Below are 21,709 nucleotides of genomic sequence, written 5' to 3' on the forward strand. Positions count from 1 at the left end.
TCCTTATGAATCGGAATCGCGCAGGCTCGGCCCCTGGCCGGAGCCGCCGCCATCGCCACCGCGCAGGGCGTGGGCGGTGGTGGTCGCGGCATGGGTGAGTTGCTGGCGGCGATGCAGCCGCTTGGCCCAAGCGGGTTGTGCATTGGCTGCGCCGGAGGTGGCCTCGCCTGTGGCAGCTTGGCTGGATGCTCCGGCTCCCCCGGTCGCGCCTGCGTCGGCCGCCTGGCCGTTCCAACCAGCGCGGAACGGAGCGGCCATGCGCTGACCGATCGCGGAAGCACGGGACGCTGCGCCGCGCCCGGCTGTCTGCGCGCCGGTCTTGGCGACATTGCCCAGGCCAGCCATCGCACCCTTCGCGCCACCGCCTGCGGAGGCGGAACCAGCCTGAAACGCAGAGCGTGCGCTGCCGGCGGTCGAGGCGGCAGCACGCGCGCCGGTGCCGGCGAGCTTGGCGGCGGCAGGCGCCATGCGCGCCCCAGCCATGACGGCGCCACCTACGCCCGTCGCGGCAGCGCCGACAGCAACAGCCGTGCCGGCTGCGCCGACAGCGGCACCCGCCATCGCGCCGGCGCCGAGCTGCGGCGCACCGGACACCAGGCCCGTGGCGATGCCGGGGCCGAAGATCCCCAGCGCCAGCAAGGTGAGCGAGGCCAGCATGATGACCAGCGCGTGGTCGATGGAAGGCTCGTCGGGATGCACTTGGAACTCGGCGAACAGGCCCGAGCCAATGCCGACGATCACAGCCAAGACCAAGACCTTGATGCCAGCCGATACCACGTTGCCCAGCACCTTCTCGGCAAGGAAGCTGGTCTTGTTCCACAAGGCGAACGGCACCAGCACGAACCCGGCTAGCGTGGTCAGCTTGAACTCGATCAGCGTGATGAAAAGCTGGATCGCCAACACGAAGAAGCACAAGACCACGACCAGCCAGGCGAGGAACATCACCGCGATGGCGTCGAGATTGACGAACACCTCGGGGAAACCGGCCATCTCGCCGACTTGCTCCAGAATCGGCGCTCCTGCGTCGATGCCGGTTTTCGCCAGCCTGCCCGGCTGCAAGAAGTTCTCCAACGTGATGGCCGAGCCGGTGGCCGTCAGGCCCAGGCCGGCGAAGGAGCGGAACACGATGCCAGCCAGCCAGTTGAAGTTGCCGATGATGTAAGCGAAGGCACCGACGTAGAGCACCTTGCGCAGCAGCTTGGCGATCACGTCCTCGCCCTGGCCGGTGGCGTGGCTCATCGCCCAATACAGCCCGGCGATGGTCATGTCGATGACGATCAGCGTGGCGGTCAGGAAGGCCACTTCGCCCTGCAACAGCCCGAAACCCGAGTCGATGTAGGTGGAGAAGATGTTGAGGAAGCGGTCGATGATGGTCACGTCATTCATGGCGCGTCCTCTTGATCGGATGAGGCCGGCGATTCGCCATCGGCCGGTTCATCGAAACTCGGCGGGATGGGCGGCAGATCGGCCAGCGTCTGGTATTCATCCGACCCGGCCTGGCCGGAGAAGAAGCGCCGCCGGAAGGCTTCGGCGGCGGCGCGGCAAGCGTCCTCGCCCGTGGCCTGCCGGTCGGCTGCGCATTGCGCGCGCAATGCCTTGAGCCGCACGGGATCGGCGGCCAGGGCATCGGCAAGGTTGTCGGCCGGCTGCTCGCTGCAAGCGGTCAGCAGCGCGGCACACAGGGCGAGGACGCATCGCATGGCGGCCTCCCATCAGTTGCCGTAGAAATTCACGGGCTGCGGCGTGTACGGCGTGCCATCGCCCAGGAAGCGCCGCCGCACCTCGCGGGCGCGTTCCGTGGCCGCCGCCTGCCGTGCCAGTTCCAGCGCAGTCGCCCGGTCTTGCGTGATCTGGAGCCGCTGCGCCTGGATCGACTGCTTGGCCTGCAAGGCAAGGAGTTGGTTCGTCGCCTGCATCGCTTGCAGCGCGCCTTCGGCCGACTGGCTCTTACCCACGAGGTCGGCCAGCACGCTTTCGTCTTCGCTCAGGTTCTGCGACACCTGGGCCTGCATCTGCATGGAGGTCTGCAAGCCGTTGAGCGTGTTCCTCCAGCGCTCCTGCGCGTCGCGGTACATCTGGTCGCCGCTGACGGTGGCGGCGTACTGCTCGGGGTACAGGCGCGCGAACTCCCGATCCAGATTCGTCACGTCGTAGGCCAATCCCCTGGCTTGAGCGATCAGCCTCTCGGTCGTAGCCAGATTGGCGCGCAACTGGTTCACCACGCTGGACGGCAGGCTGGCGAGGTTGCGCGCCTGGTTCATCAACATCTGTGCTTCGTTCTGGAGCTGCTGGATCTGGTTGTTGATCTGCTCCAGCGTGCGGATCGCGGTCAGCGTGTTCTGCACGAGGTTCGTGGGATCGACCACGACCCATTGCGCATGAGCGGTGGCGGTGCAAAGCATGGCCGCGACGGCGGCGGCGATAAGGCGCTTCTTCATGACAGGCTCTCCTGTGGGTGGTCGGTGGTACGGAGGGAACCCGGCGCCAGGCCGGGGAACGAGGGCAGCAGGTCGGCCGCCCAATCGAGGCCGCGATGGCGCAGCCAAGCGCCCGCGAAGCCGGGTGCGCCGGCGTCCAGCAGCAGGCGGTCTATGTCGCGCTGGTCTTGCGGCGTGGACGCGCCCGCGAAGGCCAGCGCCGCCGGCCCCAGGTCGAGGTCGAACAGGCGGTTGCCGAGACGGGATTGGTAGTAGTAGTCGCGCTTGGGCTGCGCGGTGGCGACGATTTCGATCTGCCGCCTGTTGAGGCCGAAGCCCTCGTAGATCGTGCGAATCTGCGGCTCGGTGGCCTGCGGGTTGGGCAGGAAAATCCGACTCGGGCAGCTCTCGATGATCGCGGGCGCGATGCTCGAATCCTTGATGTCGGCGAGGCTCTGCGTGGCGAAGATGACGCTGACGTTCTTCTTGCGCAGCGTCTTGAGCCACTGGCGGATACGCGCGGCAAACACCGGGTCATCGAGGAACAGCCACGCTTCATCGAGGATCAGCAGCGTGGGCGCGCCGTCGAAGCGTTCATCGAAACGCGCAAAGAGGTAATGCAGCACGGCCATGACGGCGGCCTTGCTGTGCATCAGTTCCTCCATCTCGAAGCACTGCACGTCGGCCATGCCCAGCCGGTCATGGTCGGCGTCCAGCAGCTTGCCGTGGGCACCACCGAGCACATAAGGCGACAGCGCCTGCCGCAGCGTGTTCGATTGCAGCAGCACGGAAAGCCCCGTCATCGTGCGCTGCTCCACCGGCGCACCGGCGAGGCTGCCGAGCGCCGACCAGATGGCCGCTTTTTCGTCGGGGCCGACCGCCACGCCTTCGTGCAGCAAGCGGCCTTCGATCCACTCGGCGGCCCAGGTGCGGTAGCCCTCGCGGTCGATGCGTGCCAAAGGCTGGAAGGCGATTTCTCCGTCCGCGCCCAGGTCGTAGTATTCGCCGCCCAGCCCAAGGATCGTGGCTCGCATGGAGCGGCCCATGTCGAAGGCGAAGATGCGCGAGCCGCGATAGCGGCGGAACTGCATCGCCAGCGTGGCGAGCAAGACCGACTTGCCCATGCCAGTCGGCCCCGCGACCAGCGTGTGGCCCACGTCGCCGATGTGCGTCACCAGCCGAAACGGTGTGGCGCCATCGGTGCGCGTGACGATCAGCGGCGGGCCGTCGAGGTGGTCGTTCTTCTCCGGCCCGGCCCATACCGCCGACACCGGCATCATGTGCGCCAGATTCAGCGTCGAGACGATGGGCTGGCGCACGTTGGCGTAGGCGTTGCCGGGGAGCGAGGACAGCCACGCATCCACGGCGTTGAGCGTTTCGGGGATGGTCACGAACCCGCGCCCCTGGATGACGCGCTCCACCATGCGCAGCTTCTCGTCTGCCACGGCGGCGTCCTCGTCCATGACGGTGACGGTTGCCGTCAGATAGCCGAAGGCGACTTGATCGCTACCCAGTTCCTGCAAGGCGGCGTCCGCATCAGCAGCCTTGTTGTTAGCATCGGTATCGACCAGCGGGCTTTCCTGCTGGAAGATCGTTTCGCGCAGCAGCGCGATGACGTTCTTGCGCTTGGCGAACCACTGGCGGCGCAAGCGCCCCAACTCCCGTTCCGCCTCGGATTTGTCGAGGCAAAGAAAGCGCGTACTCCAGCGGTAGGCAAAACCGAGGCGGTTGAGGTCGTCCAGAATCCCCGGCCAGGTCGAGGTCGGAAAGCCCCGTACCGACACCACCCGAAGGTGCTGGTCGCCCAGCATGGGCGCCAGGCCACCGACCAGTGCGGAATCGGTCAGCAGCGCGTCGATATGGAACGCCACTTCGGGCACGCCGACGCGATAGCGCCGCGTCGAGATGGTGGCGTGCAGGTAGGTCAGTGTCTGGCCGTCATCGAGCCAAGCGATTTCCGGCATCACGCCATCGAGCAGGTCAAAGACGCGATCCGTCTCCGCGACGAAGGCTTGCAGCCGCTCGCGCCAGTCCACGCCATCGGTGGGCCGGTTCTCGTACAGCATCCCCGCCGCGCGGGCGCGCGATTCCTCGGGCGGCAGGTACACCAGCGTCAGGTGATAGCCGCTCTCGAAGTCGTTGCCCGATTCCTCAAAGGTGGCCCGGCGCTCCTCGTCCACCAGCCACGACAGCGGCTCGGGAAACTCCGAGTGCGGATAGTCGGCAGCGGGTCGGCGCTCGGCCTCGATGAACAGCGCCCAGCCCGAACCCATGCGGCGTAGCGCGTTGTTCAAGCGCGCCGACGTGGCAATCAGTTCGCCTTGCGTCGCGCTGTCGAGGTCAGGCCCACGAAACCGGGCCGTGCGCTGGAAACTGCCGTCCTTGTTCAAGATGACACCCGGCGCGACCAGCCCGGCCCAGGGCAGCCAGTCGGCGAGCAAGGCCGGGCGCTGGCGGTATTCGGCTAGGTTCAGCATCGCGGCGTCCTCCCCTTACACGTCCAGCAGCGGGCGATGCTTGATGTGCCGAGCAAAGACCTGCATGAACTGCGGATCGACGCGCGCTCCCCACACCGCCAGCGAATGGCCGACGATCCAGAGCACGACACCGGGAATCCACAGTTGAAGGCCCAGCCCGACGGCGGCGGCCAGCGTGCCGTTGGCAATTGCCACGGTGCGCGGCGCACCGCCCAGCAGAATCGGCTCGGTCAGCGAGCGATGCAGCGGCACCTCGAATCCGGCGGCGAAGGTGTCCGGGGCACTCATACGACGGCCCCGCCGGAGAAGCTGAAAAACGACAGGAAGAAGCTCGAAGCCGCAAACGCGATGGACAGACCGAACACGATCTGGATCAGCTTGCGGAATCCGCCCGAAGTGTCGCCGAAGGCGAGCGCGAGGCCCGTGGCGATGATGATGATGACCGCGACGATGCGCGCCACCGGCCCCTGGATGGATTCGAGGATGGATTGCAGCGGGCCTTCCCACGGCATCGAGGAACCGGCGGCCTGCGCGGTTCCGGTCAGGAACAACAGCAGCGCGGCCAGCAGCAGCCCTTGCCCCGCAGGGCGGGCCAGGCAGCGCAGCCGCGCAAGACGCAATGCCGGATTTGCAGAAAAACGGAAAGCAGGAAAAGTCATCTGCGTCATGGCAGTTCTCCAAGTGAGTCAGGGGATGGGGAAGTCGCCGCAGCGGATGCGGCATCGGGGTTTGGCGACAACTCGGGAAACGGCGTGTCCAGCGCGTCCGCCTCCCAATTCGCCAATCGGTAGCCCACGCCGTCGAAGCCGACAACGCGGGCAATGCTCTCGATGCGGCGTTTGCGCCCACGCCCGGCGATGTGGATCACCACGTTGACCGCCTCGGCGATCAGCGCACGCGGCGGGTTCACGGCCACTTCGAGAATCAGTTGCTCCAGGCGCAGCAGCGCGCCCAGCGCGGAACCTGCGTGGATCGTGGCGATGCCGCCGGGGTGTCCCGTGCCCCACACCTTGATGAGATCCAGCGCCTCGGCGCCGCGCACCTCGCCGACGACTACGCGATCAGGCCGCAGGCGCATGGACGAGCGCACCAGCTCGGTCATGGACACCACGCCTGCGCGCGTGCGCAGCGGAACGTGGTCGCGGGCCGCGCATTGCAGTTCCACCGTGTCTTCGAGCACCAGCACGCGGTCGCCGGTGGCGGCGATTTCGGCGAGCAAAGCATTGGCGAGCGTGGTCTTGCCGCTGCTGGTGGCGCCGGCGATCAGCACGTTCTGCCGCTCGCGCACGGCGCGAACGAGAAAGCCCGCCTGCGCGCTGGTCATCATCCCGTCAATGACGTACCGCTCCAACGGGATCACGCCGATGGCACGCTTGCGCAGCGCAAAGGCCGGCCCCGGCGCTGCCGGCGGCAAGATGCCCTCGAAGCGTTCGCCCGTTTCGGGCAACTCGGCGGACAGCAGCGGCTGGCCGCGATGGACTTCTGCGCCGACGTGGGCCGCGACCAGGCGGATGATTCGCTCGCCGTCCGCCTCGGGCAGTTCCACGCCCATCGGCGCGCGCCCACTGGAAAGCCGATCCACCCAAAGGGTGCGATCAGGATTCAGCATCACCTCCACCACGTCCGGGTCTTCGAGCGCGGCGGCGATCAGCGGCCCCATCGCTGTGCGCAGCATCTGGATTCGGCGGTCGAGCGACGTGGCGCTCATGGACTGCGGAACGGCGCTCATGACGCACGCTCCCGCGCTTGCGCGGCCGCCGCCGCGTCCTCCATCCGCATCGGATCGGGATGCAGTTCCTCCACCACGTCGCGCACCAGGCTGCGGCCCCGCAGCAGGTGGCGGCCAAGCTGCTCGGTGAACTGCTCGAAGCGCGCTTTGCCCTGCGCGCGTGCCGCGTCCTGGTGCGCCTCAGGAACCGGCGTGCTGACGGTCAGGTAGTAGCGGATGAACAGCGCCAGCGTTTCGATGGCGATGTTCTGGTCGCGCTCCATGCGCTCGGCCTGACGCGACAGGCGATCAAGCCGCTTGGCAATGGCCGCCTCGCGCTGGTCAGCGGCATCGGGCGACAGCCACGATGCGAGCGCCGCCGCGACGATGGACGACTTGGACACGCCTTTCTTGGCGGCCAGCTCGTCCAGGCGCTTGGCGTGCTCCGGCTGGATGAACAGGTTGAGGCGGTAGTGGCTCATAGCTCGATTCCGTCGTTAGGGTCGAGGGAAGCCAGCCGGGCCGTGCGCTGCATGGCTGGATCGAGCTGGCGAGGAAGGGGAAGCGGCAAGTCGTCGTCGTCGTCGAGCAGCCCAAGGTCGGCCGCGGGCGCGGACAGCTCGGGGTCGTAGGCGACGGTTTCGGAGAGTTCGGGCTGACGGCGCGGGCCGCCGTCGTCGGCCGAACCCAAGTTCTCCAGGCCATCGGTGGATGCCGTGGCAGGCGTAGCGGGCACGGACGGAATCGCCAGCCCACTCCAGTCGTCGGGCCGCGACGGCGGCGCGTCGGCGTACTGCCCGTCCGCTAGCGTGGGCGGTGGCAGCACGCGACGCTTGAAATTGGCGTCCGCGTAGTAGCGCAGCTTCTTCGCCTTGATCGGCGCCACGCTGGACACCATCACCACGGCCTCGTCAGGCGGAAGCTGCATGACTTCGCCCGGCGTCAGCAGCGGGCGCGCGGTTTCCTGGCGCGACACCATCAGGTGGCCGAGCCACGGCGCGAGCCGGTGGCCCGCGTAGTTGCGCTGGGCGCGCAGCTCGGTGGCTGTGCCCAGCGTCTCGGAGATGCGCTTGGCGGTGCGTTCGTCGTTGGTGGCGAACGTCACGCGCACATGGCAGTTGTCGAGGATGGAATGGTTCTGGCCGTAGGCTTTGTCGATCTGGTTAAGCGACTGCGCAATGAGGAAGCTGCGGATGCCGTAGCCGGCCATGAAGGCCAAGGCCGTTTCGAAGAAATCCAGGCGCCCCAGCGCCGGGAACTCGTCGAGCATCAGCAGCAGCTTGTAGCGGCGCTCGATGCCGTCGGAACCGTCGAGCGATTCGGTGAGGCGCCGGCCGATCTGGTTGAGGATCAGACGAATGAGCGGCTTCGTCCGCGAAATGTCCGAAGGCGGCACCACCAGATACAGCGACACCGGATGCTCGGCGGCGATCAGGTCGGCGATGCGCCAGTCGCAGCGCGACGTGACTTCGGCCACCGTGGGGTCGCGGTACAGGCCCAGGAACGACATAGCCGTGGACAGCACACCGGAACGCTCGTTATCCGACTTGTTGAGAACTTCGCGCGCAGCAGAGGCCACCACCGGATGCGGCCCATCGCCCAGGTGGGGCGTGGTCATCATGCGGTGCAAGGTCAGCTCGAAGGGGCTGGCCGGATCGGACAGGAAGTTGGCAACGCCGCGCAGCGTCTTGTCCTCGCCCGCGTAGAGGACGTGCAGAATGGCGCCGACCAACAGCGCATGACTGGTCTTCTCCCAATGGTTGCGCTTCTCCAGCGCGCCTTCGGGATCGACCAGGATGTCCGCGATGTTCTGCACGTCGCGCACTTCATGCGCGCCGCGCCGTACCTCCAGCAGCGGATTGTAGGCTGCCGACTTTGGATCGGTCGGGTTGAACAGCAGGCAGTGGCTGAAACGGCTACGCCAGCCTGCGGTGATCTGCCAGTTCTCGCCCTTGATGTCGTGGATGACAGCGGACGCGGGCCAGCTCAACAAGGTCGGCACCACCAGGCCCACGCCCTTGCCCGAGCGCGTGGGCGCGAACGTCAGGACGTGTTCCGGCCCTTCATGCCGCAGGTACCGGTGATCGTGCTGGCCGAGGAACACGCCGGCAGGCTGTGTGAGGCCAGCCTTGCGAATGTCCTGCGCATTCGCCCATCGCGCCGAGCCGTAGGTCGTGACCAGGCGCGCCTGCCGTGAGCGCCAGACCGACATGGCGATGGCAACGACCACGGCGACCATGCCGCTGGTGCCAGCAATGGCACCGCCGGTGTCGAAGACCTCTGGCGCATAGGCACCGAAGAAAAACCACCACTCAAACAGCTTCCACGGGTGGTAGATCGACGTGCCAAGAAAGTCGAACCAGGGCGAGCCAAGGCGTACTTGATAGCCAAGGGCGGCTGCTGTCCATTGTGTGGCTCCCCACACGCCGGCGATCACGATGCCGAACACGACGGCGATCTGACCGAACAGCACGTTCGTCCCTTGCATGACTTGGCCTCCGATTTCTCCTGCGCTGATTCCTCATGGAAGAAGCGGCACAAGGGCGTGCCGCGAGCGTCAGGATCGGTGCCGGGTCAGTGCTGGTCAAAGACCGTTTCAAGCAGAAAGGTCGAGCAAAAAGACAGAATGAGTGCAGCGGCGAGCCAAAGAAAAACGCCGCAAGCGAAGGCGCATTGCGGCGTGTCGTCCAGAAAGATGAAGGCGAGGCGGCGAGCCGCCAACGGTCAGAACTTCGGCGATTCTTTCGGCGGCGTGTAAGGTGTTTCGCCGTCGCCATAGAACCGCTTGCGCGTGGCTTCTGCCACCCTGTTGCACAGCACGTCGCCGAGCTTGGGACGGTCGGTCTTGCATTGCTGGCGCAGTTCTTTGAGCCGTTCGGGGTTGGCCGCCAGTTCCTCCACCGTTGGGATATTCTCTCCCGAAGGGTTGACCTTCTGAGGCGTTTCGGACTGGCCGCAGGCAGTCAACGCGGCCACCAGCAAGAACGGGGTGATCTTCTTCATGGCGCAGGTTCCTCCAGGAAATCGGAAGGATGGCCCGACTTGGGCCTTGGGGGTTCCGGTAACTCGATGGCCTGCACGCGCTCAATGAACCGCGCCAGCACATCGGACGGCTCGCCGTCGGGGTACAGTAGGTAGGTTGTCAGCGGCGGCACGTGCAACGCCAGCGGTCGGGCCACCACGCCCGAGTCAGGGTTGGCGGCAATGCGCGCGGCACCCGTAAACCCAAGCCCGAGGCCGGCCGATACCAACGCCATCATCAGATCACACGTAGCGACCCGTTCTGCGACCAGCGGCTCCATTTCGGCCCGGCGCAGCACCCGATCGACGAATTTGGCATGGCCTTCGCACACTTGTGGATCGCATAGAACCAGCGGATAGCGCAGCAGTTCCTCCAAAGGGATGCGCTTGTGTGCAAGCAGCGGATGCCGCGCTGGCACCGTCACGATGAGGGTGTCTTTCCAGACAGGTATGGTGGCGATGCCATCGCCCACTTCATCGGACTGCGCAAACCCCACGTCGTACAGATCGTCATGCAGACCTTTGATCTGCTGTGACAGCGGCACCTCGAAGAACCGTATTTCAACCTCGGGTTCTTCCTGTCGGCATAGCGCAAGCAAAGCCGGTAGGCGCGACGATGTGATGCCGTCCGACAATGCCACGCGCAATTGTCCGTGGAAGCCGTGGGCCGCCGCTTTCACGCTGTCGCGTGCCTGTTCCAAGGCAGAGAACACCCGACGCACGTGTTCCAGGAATAGCTTGCCAGCACGGGTCAGCCGCGTGCTGCGTGTGGTGCGCGCAAACAGCACCACACCCAATTCTTCTTCCAACTCCTTGATGGCCCGCGACAGTGGCGACTGCTCAATGTGCAGTCGCTCGGCAGCGCGGGCGAAGTGAAGTTCTTCGGCCACGGCGAGGAAACAGCGCAAATGACGTAGTTCCATAGTTCATCACTTCCCTGCTACCCGCGATGCTTAGGCGTTGGCTTTGTCACTAACATGACTGCCTCCCACGCGCGGCCTTGAATCGTTGCTACCTCACCGCTATTGGCCCTCGTTTCATGGCACGCTCTTGCGTCAAAGAGTCTTGGCGTAGAACGCCGTCAGTTTTTTCATCGTGGCATCCACGTACTGGGGAACCCAGTAGGTTTCGATATGCGTGGCGCCGTCGATCTTGAACAGTTCCTTGTCCTTGGCGCCGGTAGCTTTGGCGAAGGCTTCCTCGCTCATGTAAAGGCTGTCGGCCTTGCTGCCGGCAATCATCAACAGAGGCTGATCGATCAGTTCGATCTGGTCGGTAGCGTCCCAGCGCATCAGGTCGAGCAGGCTGCTCGTGGTGTACTTGAAGGTCGAACCGGGATGCGCGTGAGTGCGCCAGTAGTATTCATAGCCCTGCCGGTACATCTCGAACGGCAGCGCGGCGATCTGCTCGTCGGTCATGTCGGCGTCGCCGGAATAGGGGATCTGTCCGCCGGCCTTTTCCTGCGCGCGCGCGTCCGAGGCTTGCTTCAGGCGCTGCTGGATCGTGTTCAACTGCGAATCCTCGAAACCGTTGCGTCGAACGCGCCCGGAGTTGAACATACTCAGCGTCGCCACCGCCTTGAAACGCTTGTCGGATTTCGCCGCGGACAACGAGTATCCGCCACCGCCGCAAATGCCGAGCAGCCCCAGGCGTGCGGCATCGACACCCGGATAGTGGGTGATGAAGTCCGCCGCGCCGTGGATGTCCTCGATGCGGAACTGCGGCCTGTCCGTACTGCGTGGCTCGCCACCGCTGCTGCCCTGATACGCGGCATCCATCGCAATGGTGATGTAGCCCAGTTCGGCCAGGCGCTCGGCATGCAGTCCAGAGGTCTGTTCCTTTACCCCACCATTGGGGTGAGCAACAACGATCGCGGCATATTTCTTCTTCGGATCGTAGTTGGCCGGGGTATAGACGTTTGCGGCAATCTTCAGGCCGTTGAGATCATAGTTGACCGGGTGGATGTTGACCTTGCCCGGCTCGTTCCTCGTGATCGCGCCTTCGTAAACCAGCGTAAACGGATTCTTCTTGTAGTCGGCTGCAACAGCAGCGGTGGATGTGGTCATAGCGGCAACTCCTAACACTGCACCTGAAAGAACAAGCGCGGAGGCTCCCAGGAACTCGCGCCGGGTTCTGTTGAAGACTTCACTACTCATATGGGCTTCCTTCTATTTCGTTGCGAACGATGGATGTGGGGGCGCGTCATCGTTTCGGAGGTGCTTCGACACCCGTTGACGACAGAACTGCCGGCGAAAGACGCTCGCCCTGGATCGGAATGGCTGCCACGGCCGCGTTCAGTTCCTTCAACTCGGCGACGCTGAAGGAAATCGAGGCAGCGGCCACGTTCTCCTCCAGATGGGCCGGGTTCGTGGTGCCCGGAATGGGCACGATCCACGGCTTCTGTGCGGTCAGCCAGGCGAGTGAAAGCTGGGCCGGTGTGACGTTCTTGCGGCTCGCCCATGTTTTGACCAGATCGGCGAGCGCCATATTGGCCGGCAGTACATCAGGCGCGAAACGCGGGACGCTTGCACGGAAGTCCTGCTTCTCGAAGCGGCTTGCGGCGTTGACGGTGCCGGCCAGGAAGCCCATGCCCAACGGACTCCACGGCACAAAGCCGATGCCAAGTTCCTCGCACAGCGGAAGAACCTGAGCTTCGGGGCCGCGGTACAGCATCGAGTATTCATTCTGGATCACGGCCACGGGATGTTCCCGGTGCGCGCGGCGGACGGTCTGTAGCCCCGGCTCGGACAAGCCGTAGTGCAGCACCTTGCCTTGCCTGACCAGATCCTTGATCGTGCCGGCCACATCCTCGATTGGCACGTTCGGATCGACGCGGTGCTGGTACAGCAGGTCGATGCGGTCGGTGCGCAGACGCCGTAGTTGGGCTTCGACGGCTTGACGGATGTGTTCGGGGCGGCTGTTCACACCACCGCGACGCTGACCCGTCACCGGGTCAACGTCGAACCCGAACTTGGTGGAGACGACGACACGATCACGCAGGCTGCCTTGCAACGCTTCGCCAAGGAGTTCCTCGGACATGAAGGGGCCATAGACCTCGGCGGTGTCGAACAGCGTGACGCCTAAGTCCACTGCGCGGCGAATGAGCGCGACGCCACCTTGCCGGCTGGTGCTGCTGGAGTACAGGTCAACGACACCTTGCGGGCCGCTGGGGTGCCACTGCACTCCAAGGCCGATGGGGTACACATCGAAAGGCCCCAGGCGTCGGCGGGTAGCAGATGCGGGCTTGTCAGCCACGACGCTTGAAGCGCCGGTCGTCTGTGCGCAGGCGGACAGCAGCCACGGGGCGATGCCCAAAGTGGCGGCAGCGGCCAGGAGGCGGCGACGGGTCTGATCGGCAGGAGGTGTCTTCATATCAGGGTCTTTCAGGTATGGGTTAGTCAGTCCAGCCTTTTCTCAGCCAAAAACTTCGACACAAGATCGGCGATCTGGACGTTGTTGAGGTCGGACATCAGAAAGTGCGTGTTGCCTCGGATGCCGATTTCCGGCAGATGCACCAGTTGCGCGTCACCGCCATGTTTGTTGATGGCGGCGACCCAAAGCCGGGCCATAGCCAGGCGCACGCGCCAATTGTCCTGTCCACGTTCTGCGGTGGGTTCGACAGGAAAGTTGTCGCCGTAGTAGATGACGATGGGGATGCGAGTGAGCTTCTTGAAGTCCGCCAGCGGCACCGACTCCGGCGTCAACGTCCCCGCTGCGCTGGGCATCGCCACTGGCATCTCTCCCTCGGGGAAGATGAATCCGCTGCCTGGTTCGAGAGCAACGATTCCCTTGACGTTCTCGCTCTTGATCGCCGTCAGCCAGCCCGGCCCGCCAGCCTGCGAGTGCGAAAAGAGGATGCCCGGCCCCGTCTTGTCGAACAGGGCAGCCATCGCGTCAGCGATTACGCCGGCATCGTAGGGGCCGGTGTTCGGGGTGACTGAACGAAGAAACTGATCCAGCGTTTCGGGCTTGCGGTCGAACTGCACGTTGTCAAAGTAGTTCGGCCACTTTCCGATGCGGAATTGATCGAAAAAGAGCTGATCGAACGGCGTAGGTTCGATCGTCGCCGCCACGGTGCTATTGCCAGCACGACCACGACGCGGTTGATCGACGAGATAGACCGGGAAGCCCCGGCGCAAGAAGATCGTCTGGAAGCCTTCGCGGCCATCCGACGTCGTTTCCCAACTGCGCGCGGATTGGAACGCGCCATGCAGCATGACGATGGGCAACGGCTTGGGGTTCTGAGGTACTTGATAGAAGGCGTAGAGGTGATCGCCGTGGATGGTCTGGCCGGCTGCGGTCGGATTGTTGTTGTTGTAAGTGCCGGGAGTGCTCACCACTTTCCCGCCGACAGCAAAACTGCCCTGCGTCTGAATCACCAGGGGGTCGGTGGAACTGCTGGAGCCGCCGGGAAGGGTTGTGCAGGCTGCAAGCGAGGTCAGCGTCATGATGGTGAGTAGCGCCTTGGCAATGTTCATGTTCATCCTCCCGATGCAGCGGCGAGTGCCTGTGTCAGTGCCTCGCTCGCCCGCTTCGCCGCCTGTGCGTCGCCGCGCTCGGCCAATACCTGAGTCAACTGACGCAACTGCGTAGCCGTCAGGCCCACGCGCAAACTGGCGCGCATATGCGAGCGCAACTGCGCCTCTACGCCAGGCATTGCGGCCAGCGCCCCAACGGTGGCTAGTTCGCGGCTTTGCCAGTCGAGGTTGTCGCGCTCGAAGATGGCGCCGAACAGGTGCGCCTGGAGGTACTGGTTGATGACCGGCGCGAAGTCCGTCACCGCGTTCTTGACTGGCCCGCCGGAAATCTTGGTCTGATTGGCCTCGCCGACCGCGAGCAGTTCGTCGCCGCTTGGAATGGCGCGACTAGGTTCGCGCCCCGGCGCATCCTGAACGCCGCGCTGCTGGCGCGCTTCCAAGACCTTCACTAACTCCCCCAGCGCGTTGAGGCTCTTGGGAAAGCCAGCGTAGGCGTAGAGCTGCACGAGGACTTCTCTGGCCTCGCTGATAGTCAACCCAGCATCCAGCCCTTCGTTCAGGGCAGCGTTGAGCTTGGGCATGTCGCTCGCGGCCATAGCAGCGGCAATCAGAGGAATCGACTGCTGCTTGGCGGAAAGGGAGTCGGAGCGGATTTGCGAGCTGGTCACGGCTTGCGGCTCCTTCGTGTTCTGAGCGTTGGCGGATACGGCTGCAAGGCCGAGACTTAGGGCAACGGCAACCGCTGCCAAGGCGCTGCCACGCTTAGCGGGCGTTGTATTGCTCATCGGTCACTTTCTCCATCCAGGTCACGGACTTGCCATCCACGGAACTGCCCACGGCCAAGTGCGTCATCGCCGAACTTGGCGTAGCGCCGTGCCAATGCTTCACACCGGGCGGGCACCACACCACATCGCCTTGACGGATCACTTGCACCGGCTTGCCCCATTCCTGCGTCAGCCCCACGCCCGAGGTCACCACCAGGCGCTGTCCCGCAGGATGGGTGTGCCAGGCGGAGCGCGCGCCCGGCTCGAAAGTCACATAGGCGCCCGATGCGTTGATGCTCTCGTTGGGCGCGAACAGGGGATCGACCCTCACGCGCCCTGTGAAGTAATCGGCCGAGCCGTATGTCGGCGCTTGCTCGCCTGCACGTGTGATCTGCTGGCTCGGCGCTCCGGCTTGACCCTGCGGTTCTGCGGCACTGACGAACGAAGTGGCGGTACACATGGCGATTCCTAAGAGAGACTTCTTCACGGGGCGGACTCCTTTCTTTCGGGCTTGTCACAGCTCTTGCGTCGTAGAGCGGAGCGGGATCTCGTTGATGCCCACGTCCATAGACTGGCTCATCGCAAAGAGCGCGCGGCGAGCAAAGCCCTATGCTGAAATCGTGGTTAGACGGGCTTCGAGATGAACGCACCACTCAACGGCTGGGGGCGACCCGCCTGCCGCTACAGGAGTGCAGAGCACTTGCCCCATGAATCTAATCGGGATAGAGGCGCGCGATAAGATGCAGAAATCGGCAAAGTCTTGTGAAATAAATTCATCAATCTGGTCGGGGTGGGACGGCAAGCCCCGTGTAGCGCCGGTTTCCCGCTTGGCGTGCGGTCAGAAGTTAAGGCTTGGCTCTGGATCTTTTGCCGCGACCTTGCGGCGCTTGATAGCGTATTGCTTCAACCACGACCGCCAGCGCCCCGGAGCTTTGGCGACGACTCGGGTAATAGAGGTGGTAGCCGGAGTACGGTTGGCACCAATCTTCCAGCGCACGGATCAGTTCGCCTTTTGCCAGATGCTCTAGCACCATGTCTTCCGGCAGGAACGCCAGTCCATGCCCGGCGAGTGCGGCTCTGAGGATCGGGCCGACGCTGTTGTAGATCCATTGGCCCGTCACTCGGACTTTTAGGGATTTCTTGCCTTTCTGAAAATCCCAGGGCAGCAAGCCTCCATGCGTAGGAAGCCGTAGGTTGATGCAGTTGTGCTCAGCCAGATCTTCGGGCTTTTTTGGCTTGGCCCGGTTGGTAAAGTAGGACGGCGAACCGACGACCGCGATGCGCTGGTCGGCACTGATGCGCACGGCGATCATGTCTTTGTTGATCTCGTCGCCCAGCCGGACGCCCGCATCAAAGCGTTCCGAAACGATGTCAGTACGGTTGTAGTCCACCGCGACTTCGACGGTGATGTCAGGGTACTCAGGCAGAACCTTGGAGAGCTTGGGCCAGATGAGATAGGTGGCCGGATACTCGGAGGCCGTGATGCGAACAATGCCCGAGGGCTTCTTGCGCAACTCGCTGACGGCCGCCAGTTCGGCATCAATGTCCTCGAAGTGCGGGGCGACGCTGGCCAGCAGACGGTCGCCGGCCTCCGTCGTGGAAACGCTGCGCGTGGTGCGTGTCAGCAGGCGAACGTCCAGGCGTGCTTCAAGCGTGCGGATCGCGTGGCTGAGCGCGGAAGGAGACACACCCATATGCGCAGCCGCCCGCGTGAAGCTGCCTTGTTGCGCCACCTGGATGAAGGCGAGCAAGTCGTTGTAGCTGTCGCGTGGCATTGATGAATCCGTTTCACAAGTATTTGCCGAATTTAGCATCTAATCAGATGCTCGGAAAGTGAATACATTGAAGTCGTCCGCCACGGGCGATGCTCTCGGCTTGTCCTTGGCGATGGACGAACGGAAATCGCCGCCCAGTCGGCTGTGTCACATCTGCGGCCCGCTTCCAGCTTTGATCGACACCGCATTTGCTGGGGTGGAATCAGGCGACTTCCCTATTGAACCAGGGAACATCAATGCAACAGCGCACACTCGGAAATCTGCAAGTCTCGGCTCTCGGCCTGGGCTGCATGGGGTTGAGCCACGGGTACGGTTCGGCAATAGAACGGACGACCGCGATCCAGCTCATTCGGAGCGCCTTCGAGCGCGGCATCACGTTCTTCGATACGGCGCAGATCTACGGCCCCTTCATCAATGAGGAAGTCGTTGGTGAGGCGCTTGCGCCGATGCGCGACAAGGTTGTCATCGCCACGAAGTTCGGCTTCGACCTGTCCAGCCCGGATGATCTAAAGACACTCAACAGTCGGCCAGAGCACATCCGGAGATCCGTGGACGCTTCCTTGAAGCGGCTGCGCACAGACATGATCGACCTGCTGTACCAACACCGCGTCGATCCGAATGTGCCGATTGAGGACGTTGCCGGCGCAGTCTCGGATTTGATTGCGCAGGGCAAGGTTCGGCATTTCGGCTTGTCAGAAGCCGGCGCGCAGACGATTCGGCGGGCACACGCCGTCCAGCCCGTGACCGCCTTGCAGAGCGAGTATTCGCTGTGGTGGCGTGAACCCGAGGCGGACATATTGCCAACATTGGAAGAATTGGGCATCGGCTTCGTACCGTTCGCGCCGCTCGGCAAGGGTTTCCTGACCGGAACAATCGACGAGAGCACCAAGTTCGACGCCGGAGACTTTCGCAGCACCGTCCCTCGCTTCTCGGAAGAAGCCAGACATACGAATCTTGCCCTCGTGGAACTGCTGGGCAGCATCGCAGCACGTCATCGAATCAGCCGCGCGCAGTTGGCGCTCGCCTGGCTTCTCGCGCAGAAGCCTTGGATCGTCCCTATTCCTGGCACGACAAAGCTGCACCGGCTGGACGAGAACGTCGGCGCAGCCGACGTGCTGCTGACTGCTGATGACCTACGTGAGATTCGCGTTGCCGTGTCCTCGGTCAAGCTCGAAGGCGACCGCTATTCGCAGGCCCACAAGTCAGGCTGGGGCCACTGACAGAAAGGAAGGCAAGCATGACCGACTACGACTCGACGAGGCGCACGGTGATGACAGCACTCGCAGCTCTACCATTCGGCATCGGCGGCACCACCCAAGCCGCAACGCGCAGCGGCGACGACCGCCGCTTAGGCTCCAAGACGCTGGTGGCCTATTTTTCTCGGTCGGGCAACACGCGCGTCGTTGCCGGGTTGATCCATCGTGCCCGGCGTACCGACCTGTTCGAGATACTGCCTGCCAAAGCCTACCCGGAGGACTATCTGGAGACGGTCGAACAGGCGCGCAAGGAGCGCGACAGCGGCTACGAGCCTGCCCTGGCATCCAGGGTGGACAACATCGCCAGCTACGACACCGTGTTCCTCGGCTTTCCAATTTGGGGCGAAACGCCGCCGCCCGTGATCCGATCATTCCTGGCGGCGCATGACCTGTCCGACAAGGTGTTGATCCCGTTCGTCACTCATGGGGGCTACGGACTGGGCAACACCAAGTCCGTCCTCGCCAGCCATGCGCCGAAGGCGCGTAGGCTGGACGGGTTCTTGATGGAGGCCGACCCCGAGCGGCGGACAATGGAACGTGTGACGGACTGGCTCAAGGGAGTCGCTGTTGGATAAAAGGCGCGCAGGTTGCGACGCGCACTTTTCCAAGCGGGCCATTGCCGCAAGAACCAACGAATTTTCCAGCAGCCATCCCTTCCAGTGAACAGGACAAGATCATGCAACAAGTCACACTGAACAACGGCGTCGTGATGCCTATCCTGGGCTTCGGCGTCTTCCAGATTGCCGATGCCCAAGAATGTGAACGCTGCGTGGTCGATGCCATAGGCGCCGGCTACCGGCTGATCGACACGGCCGCCTCCTACTTGAACGAGGAAGCGGTAGGCCGGGGCATCAAACAGGCAGGCGTGCCGCGTACCGATCTGTTCGTCACCACAAAGCTGTGGGTGCAAGATACCGGCTACGAGCACACCCAGCAGGCCATCGACAAGTCGCTACGCCGGCTGCAACTGGACTATCTGGATCTTTACCTGATCCACCAGCCGTTCGGTGACGTGCATGGTTCCTGGCGTGCTATGGAAGATGCGCTGAAGGCGGGCAAGGTGCGCGCGATCGGCGTCAGCAACTTCCATCCCGACAGGCTGATGGACATCATCGGTTTCAACGACGTTGCGCCGGCTGTCAATCAGGTTGAAGTCAATCCGTTCCTCCAGCAAGAGGAGGCCGTGGCCTTCATGCGAGAAAGCGGCGTGCAACCGGAAGCATGGGCACCCTTTGCGGAGGGGCGCAACAATCTTTTCCAGAACGAGGTACTGGTCGATATTGGACGCAAGTACGGCAAGTCGGTCGGCCAGGTAGTGCTGCGCTGGCTCACGCATCGAGGCATCGTGGCCTTGGCCAAGTCGGTGCGCAAAGAGCGGATGGAGGAAAACCTGCACATCTTCGACTTCGACCTCGATGAATCCGACGTGGAGAGGATCGCTACGCTGGAAACCGGCCAAAGCAGTTTCTTCTCGCACCGTGACCCGGCGATGGTCAAGTGGATGAGCGAACGACGGCTCGACATTTGACCGCCTTCAAGGCGCTATCCGATTGAAGGCAGCTTCGATCGGCCTATTTCCCATGACACCCCGCCGCCACGTATCGTGGCGGCGATTTGCTGCCCTAGGCGCTGCTCGATGACTGGCCTCCACGGCACCAAGCTGAAACCCATGCCGTCATCGAGCATCGCGTAGCGTCCGCTGGCGAGCATGACGGAGCGCCGGTAGATGCCGGCCACGCGCTGTCCATCAGCCACGGGGCGATGTTCCAGGCTGGTTTCGGCGGCAATGTCCTTGGCGGCTTGCGCCAGTTCCCGATTGCGCAGCGTGCCCAGCAGGTTCCGGGCGAGGATCACGCGCTGCCCACGCCGCTCTGCCAGCCCCTGTTCGGCCAGGAAGTCGGCGCGCTGCTGCATCGCCTGCTTGGCCTCGCCACCAAAGCCCAGGTCGCCCAGGCCCGAGCCGCCGCCGATCAACTGCTGGTCGAGCCAGGTGGCGCCGATCACGCGGGCCTGTCGCTCGATGGGTAGGTGCGATTTCAGTTCCACGGCCACGCCGCCCAGGCGTTGCGCGTCGTACTGACGGCCCTGCTCGGGCAGGTTGTCCGGCACCTTCCATAGACCTTCGGCGACACGTTCCACGATGCCGGCTCGGCGCAGGGCTTCGAGCCGGCGGACATGGGCGGCGACGACTTCCTGCGGATCGCGGCCCGGCACGGCCTGACCCTGCGCGATGGCGAGGTGGTGGTCGGTGCGGTACAGGCCATCGCTCGCCAGCGCGGCGATGTTGCGGTCGGCCGCACGCACGTCGGCCGATCCCTTCACCTCCACCACGGCGCCGGTCGGATAGTTCGCCAGTTCGTCGCGGGCGTTGAGCGCAACGTAGTGGGCTTTGCCGTCCACCCCGTCGATGACCAGATAGCCTCGGTCGCGTAGCTCGTCGGCCAGCCCCTTCGCGGCCACGCGGGCGAGGATGGTTCGGCCATCATCGCCCGGCTCGAACACCGCCAGTTCGCGCGGCTCGCCGCGCATGGCCCGCTGCATGGTGCGGATGATGTCGCCACGCTCGCCCAGGGCGCTTAGCGTCTTTTCGGCATCAGCATGGACGGCCCAGGTGCCTGGCTGCATCTCGTCGGCCAGGCCCAGGCGCTGCAAGCGTTGCAGGCGGCCGATCAGCAGCAGGCGCTGGCGTTGCAATCTCGGCTCGTTGAGGCGTTCGACATGCACCAAGCCATCGTCGCCCAACTCGCGTTTGAGCGTGCGATCCAAGCTCGTCCATCGCTCTTGCTCCACCTCGCGCTGCAAGGTCTGCTGGATCTCCAGCTCGGTGCGCGGCCCCAGCCATTCGGTCGCCAGTTCGGCGGCGCGATGGCGGAAGCCATCGGCGATGTAGTCGCCCGCGATGATGAGGTCTTTGCCGGTGTCGTCGTGTCCGCGCACGACGATGTGCGTGTGCGGGTTGTCGGTGTTCCAGTGGTTGACGGCCACCCAATCGAGGCCCGTGCCCAGGTCGGCTTCCATGCGGCCCATGAGGTGCCGCGTGTAGGTGCGCAGGTCTTCCAGCTCGGCGCCGTCCTCCGGCGAGAGGATGAAGCGGAAATGGTGCCGGTCGTCGGCGCAGCGTTCCTTGAAGGCGTCGAGGTCGGCAGCATCGGTCTGCGGCCCGTAGGCTTGGCCCGGCTCGCCATCGCGGCCCACGCCATCGCGCTCGATGTAGCGCAGGTGCTTGGCAAGCGACTGCGGGCTGGCCTGGCGCTGGTTGACCAGCAGCGTCTTGATGGTCACGCGCCGCGACATTAGCGTCAGCTTCGCCCCGGCGAAGCGCGCCGCCGTGTGGCCGCGCCCCAAGCGTGAGCCGGGCCGCTGGCCTGTGCCCCTCCCGGTGCCGCCAGCCGTCCCAGGACGGCGCACTGAGGACTTGCCGCTGCTGGCCTTGCCTGCCTGCTTGAGCACCTTGGAGACGAAGCCCTGGCCCCCGTTCTTCGGGGCGCTGGGGCGGATGCGGAAATCGTCGTCGCGGCGGTCGGTCATGGCTGCGTTCCCTGCAAGCCCTGGCATGTCCGGTCGTGCGAAGCACGCAGACATGCCCGCATCGGCGCGGGCTTCGCGCCCCAAGCGGCACGGCGGCGAAGCCGCTCCGTGCCGCGCCACCCCCATGTGCAGACTGGCTTTCGACGCGGCCCGGTGCCGCGTCCTTTTGTCTTGCCTTCCGCCTTTGCCCTTCGCTGTCGCTCCGGGCGTCGGCGGCCCGGCGGTGCTGTGAGCCCGCCGGCGAACGCGCCAATGGCCGCAGGCCGGGCGCGTTCGAGGCAAGAC

General features: G+C 64.4%; 21 protein-coding genes. 3 read left to right on the forward strand and 18 right to left on the reverse strand.

Annotated elements, in window-relative coordinates:
- Window positions 1-3: 3 nt before the first annotated feature.
- From trbL to AC1PLU_RS09360, 17 genes are all read right to left on the reverse strand, one after another.
- Window positions 4-1,386, reverse strand: coding sequence for a P-type conjugative transfer protein TrbL (gene trbL / locus AC1PLU_RS09280; RefSeq protein WP_345899290.1), 1,383 nt, complete (start codon window positions 1,384-1,386; stop codon window positions 4-6).
- A complete protein-coding gene (locus AC1PLU_RS09285; RefSeq protein WP_345899291.1) occupies window positions 1,383-1,700 on the reverse strand; it encodes a hypothetical protein in 318 nt (105 codons plus the stop codon). Before AC1PLU_RS09285 ends, trbL begins: the two co-directional genes overlap by 4 nt.
- A 12-nt stretch (window positions 1,701-1,712) precedes the next feature.
- Window positions 1,713-2,438 carry a P-type conjugative transfer protein TrbJ gene (gene trbJ, locus AC1PLU_RS09290; RefSeq protein WP_345899292.1) on the reverse strand — a complete coding sequence of 242 codons (726 nt, stop codon included), beginning with the start codon at window positions 2,436-2,438 and terminating at the stop codon, window positions 1,713-1,715.
- Window positions 2,435-4,894, reverse strand: a complete 2,460-nt coding sequence (trbE, locus tag AC1PLU_RS09295) for a conjugal transfer protein TrbE (protein ID WP_345901948.1) — start codon at window positions 4,892-4,894, stop codon at window positions 2,435-2,437. Before trbE ends, trbJ begins: the two co-directional genes overlap by 4 nt.
- 15 nt (window positions 4,895-4,909) lie before the next feature.
- Window positions 4,910-5,182, reverse strand: coding sequence for a VirB3 family type IV secretion system protein (locus AC1PLU_RS09300; protein WP_003291752.1), 273 nt, complete (start codon window positions 5,180-5,182; stop codon window positions 4,910-4,912).
- Window positions 5,179-5,562 (reverse strand): TrbC/VirB2 family type IV secretion system protein, encoded by a 384-nt coding sequence (locus tag AC1PLU_RS09305; RefSeq protein ID WP_003291753.1) that lies wholly within the window; start codon window positions 5,560-5,562, stop codon window positions 5,179-5,181. Before AC1PLU_RS09305 ends, AC1PLU_RS09300 begins: the two co-directional genes overlap by 4 nt.
- A complete protein-coding gene (gene trbB / locus AC1PLU_RS09310) occupies window positions 5,559-6,623 on the reverse strand; it encodes a P-type conjugative transfer ATPase TrbB (protein WP_187433787.1) in 1,065 nt (354 codons plus the stop codon). Before trbB ends, AC1PLU_RS09305 begins: the two co-directional genes overlap by 4 nt.
- Window positions 6,620-7,084 (reverse strand): ribbon-helix-helix protein, CopG family, encoded by a 465-nt coding sequence (locus AC1PLU_RS09315; protein WP_175201568.1) that lies wholly within the window; start codon window positions 7,082-7,084, stop codon window positions 6,620-6,622. Before AC1PLU_RS09315 ends, trbB begins: the two co-directional genes overlap by 4 nt.
- A complete protein-coding gene (locus AC1PLU_RS09320; protein WP_481108273.1) occupies window positions 7,081-9,090 on the reverse strand; it encodes a conjugal transfer protein TraG in 2,010 nt (669 codons plus the stop codon). The genes AC1PLU_RS09315 and AC1PLU_RS09320 overlap by 4 nt, the downstream gene beginning before the upstream one ends.
- Window positions 9,091-9,326: 236 nt before the next feature.
- Window positions 9,327-9,605, reverse strand: a complete 279-nt coding sequence (locus AC1PLU_RS09325) for an EexN family lipoprotein (RefSeq protein WP_345899295.1) — start codon at window positions 9,603-9,605, stop codon at window positions 9,327-9,329.
- A complete protein-coding gene (locus AC1PLU_RS09330; protein WP_345899296.1) occupies window positions 9,602-10,546 on the reverse strand; it encodes a LysR substrate-binding domain-containing protein in 945 nt (314 codons plus the stop codon). Before AC1PLU_RS09330 ends, AC1PLU_RS09325 begins: the two co-directional genes overlap by 4 nt.
- Window positions 10,547-10,678: 132 nt before the next feature.
- Window positions 10,679-11,689: an alpha/beta hydrolase gene (locus AC1PLU_RS09335; protein WP_481108274.1), complete on the reverse strand. Its 1,011-nt coding sequence runs from the start codon at window positions 11,687-11,689 to the stop codon at window positions 10,679-10,681.
- A 136-nt stretch (window positions 11,690-11,825) separates the two neighbouring features.
- Window positions 11,826-12,995 carry an aldo/keto reductase gene (locus tag AC1PLU_RS09340; protein WP_481108275.1) on the reverse strand — a complete coding sequence of 390 codons (1,170 nt, stop codon included), beginning with the start codon at window positions 12,993-12,995 and terminating at the stop codon, window positions 11,826-11,828.
- Window positions 12,996-13,021: 26 nt separating this feature from the next.
- Window positions 13,022-14,101 carry an alpha/beta fold hydrolase gene (locus tag AC1PLU_RS09345; protein ID WP_345906615.1) on the reverse strand — a complete coding sequence of 360 codons (1,080 nt, stop codon included), beginning with the start codon at window positions 14,099-14,101 and terminating at the stop codon, window positions 13,022-13,024.
- Window positions 14,102-14,103: 2 nt separating this feature from the next.
- A complete protein-coding gene (locus tag AC1PLU_RS09350) occupies window positions 14,104-14,886 on the reverse strand; it encodes a carboxymuconolactone decarboxylase family protein (RefSeq protein WP_481108276.1) in 783 nt (260 codons plus the stop codon).
- Entirely contained in the window at window positions 14,864-15,325 is a 462-nt protein-coding gene (locus AC1PLU_RS09355; RefSeq protein WP_345899301.1) for a (R)-mandelonitrile lyase, read from the reverse strand. Before AC1PLU_RS09355 ends, AC1PLU_RS09350 begins: the two co-directional genes overlap by 23 nt.
- A gap of 385 nt (window positions 15,326-15,710) precedes the next feature.
- Window positions 15,711-16,640, reverse strand: a complete 930-nt coding sequence (locus tag AC1PLU_RS09360) for a LysR family transcriptional regulator (protein WP_481108277.1) — start codon at window positions 16,638-16,640, stop codon at window positions 15,711-15,713.
- A 236-nt stretch (window positions 16,641-16,876) separates the two neighbouring features.
- Between AC1PLU_RS09360 and AC1PLU_RS09365 the strand changes: the two genes are divergently transcribed.
- From AC1PLU_RS09365 to AC1PLU_RS09375, 3 genes are all read left to right on the forward strand, one after another.
- On the forward strand, window positions 16,877-17,860 hold the full coding sequence (locus tag AC1PLU_RS09365) for an aldo/keto reductase (protein ID WP_481108278.1): 984 nt from the start codon (window positions 16,877-16,879) through the stop codon (window positions 17,858-17,860).
- A 17-nt stretch (window positions 17,861-17,877) separates the two neighbouring features.
- Complete coding sequence (locus tag AC1PLU_RS09370) at window positions 17,878-18,471, forward strand: flavodoxin (protein WP_481108279.1); 594 nt, start codon at window positions 17,878-17,880, stop codon at window positions 18,469-18,471.
- Between the two features lie 101 nt (window positions 18,472-18,572).
- Window positions 18,573-19,424 (forward strand): aldo/keto reductase, encoded by an 852-nt coding sequence (locus tag AC1PLU_RS09375; protein WP_481108280.1) that lies wholly within the window; start codon window positions 18,573-18,575, stop codon window positions 19,422-19,424.
- A 14-nt stretch (window positions 19,425-19,438) separates the two neighbouring features.
- On the opposite strand, the gene AC1PLU_RS09380 is transcribed toward AC1PLU_RS09375, so the two are convergent.
- Window positions 19,439-21,424 (reverse strand): relaxase/mobilization nuclease domain-containing protein, encoded by a 1,986-nt coding sequence (locus tag AC1PLU_RS09380; RefSeq protein ID WP_481108281.1) that lies wholly within the window; start codon window positions 21,422-21,424, stop codon window positions 19,439-19,441.
- Between the last annotated feature and the right edge of the window lie 285 nt (window positions 21,425-21,709).

Source organism: Xanthomonas sp. NCPPB 2933 (genome assembly GCF_056725225.1).

What these genes read in the sequence shown, in the direction of transcription:
- AC1PLU_RS09330 (WP_345899296.1), bottom strand. Translation starts at nt 10,546, where the DNA reads ATGGAACTACGTCATTTGCGCTGTTTCCTCGCCGTGGCCGAAGAACTT.
- AC1PLU_RS09345 (WP_345906615.1), bottom strand. Translation starts at nt 14,101, where the DNA reads ATGAACATTGCCAAGGCGCTACTCACCATCATGACGCTGACCTCGCTT.
- AC1PLU_RS09335 (WP_481108274.1), bottom strand. Translation starts at nt 11,689, where the DNA reads ATGACCACATCCACCGCTGCTGTTGCAGCCGACTACAAGAAGAATCCG.
- AC1PLU_RS09370 (WP_481108279.1), top strand. Translation starts at nt 17,878, where the DNA reads ATGACCGACTACGACTCGACGAGGCGCACGGTGATGACAGCACTCGCA.
- AC1PLU_RS09340 (WP_481108275.1), bottom strand. Translation starts at nt 12,995, where the DNA reads ATGAAGACACCTCCTGCCGATCAGACCCGTCGCCGCCTCCTGGCCGCT.
- AC1PLU_RS09285 (WP_345899291.1), bottom strand. Translation starts at nt 1,700, where the DNA reads ATGCGATGCGTCCTCGCCCTGTGTGCCGCGCTGCTGACCGCTTGCAGC.
- AC1PLU_RS09300 (WP_003291752.1), bottom strand. Translation starts at nt 5,182, where the DNA reads ATGAGTGCCCCGGACACCTTCGCCGCCGGATTCGAGGTGCCGCTGCAT.
- AC1PLU_RS09365 (WP_481108278.1), top strand. Translation starts at nt 16,877, where the DNA reads ATGCAACAGCGCACACTCGGAAATCTGCAAGTCTCGGCTCTCGGCCTG.
- AC1PLU_RS09325 (WP_345899295.1), bottom strand. Translation starts at nt 9,605, where the DNA reads ATGAAGAAGATCACCCCGTTCTTGCTGGTGGCCGCGTTGACTGCCTGC.
- trbJ (WP_345899292.1), bottom strand. Translation starts at nt 2,438, where the DNA reads ATGAAGAAGCGCCTTATCGCCGCCGCCGTCGCGGCCATGCTTTGCACC.
- AC1PLU_RS09315 (WP_175201568.1), bottom strand. Translation starts at nt 7,084, where the DNA reads ATGAGCCACTACCGCCTCAACCTGTTCATCCAGCCGGAGCACGCCAAG.
- AC1PLU_RS09380 (WP_481108281.1), bottom strand. Translation starts at nt 21,424, where the DNA reads ATGACCGACCGCCGCGACGACGATTTCCGCATCCGCCCCAGCGCCCCG.
- trbL (WP_345899290.1), bottom strand. Translation starts at nt 1,386, where the DNA reads ATGAATGACGTGACCATCATCGACCGCTTCCTCAACATCTTCTCCACC.
- AC1PLU_RS09350 (WP_481108276.1), bottom strand. Translation starts at nt 14,886, where the DNA reads ATGAGCAATACAACGCCCGCTAAGCGTGGCAGCGCCTTGGCAGCGGTT.
- AC1PLU_RS09375 (WP_481108280.1), top strand. Translation starts at nt 18,573, where the DNA reads ATGCAACAAGTCACACTGAACAACGGCGTCGTGATGCCTATCCTGGGC.
- trbE (WP_345901948.1), bottom strand. Translation starts at nt 4,894, where the DNA reads ATGCTGAACCTAGCCGAATACCGCCAGCGCCCGGCCTTGCTCGCCGAC.
- AC1PLU_RS09360 (WP_481108277.1), bottom strand. Translation starts at nt 16,640, where the DNA reads ATGCCACGCGACAGCTACAACGACTTGCTCGCCTTCATCCAGGTGGCG.
- trbB (WP_187433787.1), bottom strand. Translation starts at nt 6,623, where the DNA reads ATGAGCGCCGTTCCGCAGTCCATGAGCGCCACGTCGCTCGACCGCCGA.
- AC1PLU_RS09305 (WP_003291753.1), bottom strand. Translation starts at nt 5,562, where the DNA reads ATGACGCAGATGACTTTTCCTGCTTTCCGTTTTTCTGCAAATCCGGCA.
- AC1PLU_RS09320 (WP_481108273.1), bottom strand. Translation starts at nt 9,090, where the DNA reads ATGCAAGGGACGAACGTGCTGTTCGGTCAGATCGCCGTCGTGTTCGGC.
- AC1PLU_RS09355 (WP_345899301.1), bottom strand. Translation starts at nt 15,325, where the DNA reads ATGTGTACCGCCACTTCGTTCGTCAGTGCCGCAGAACCGCAGGGTCAA.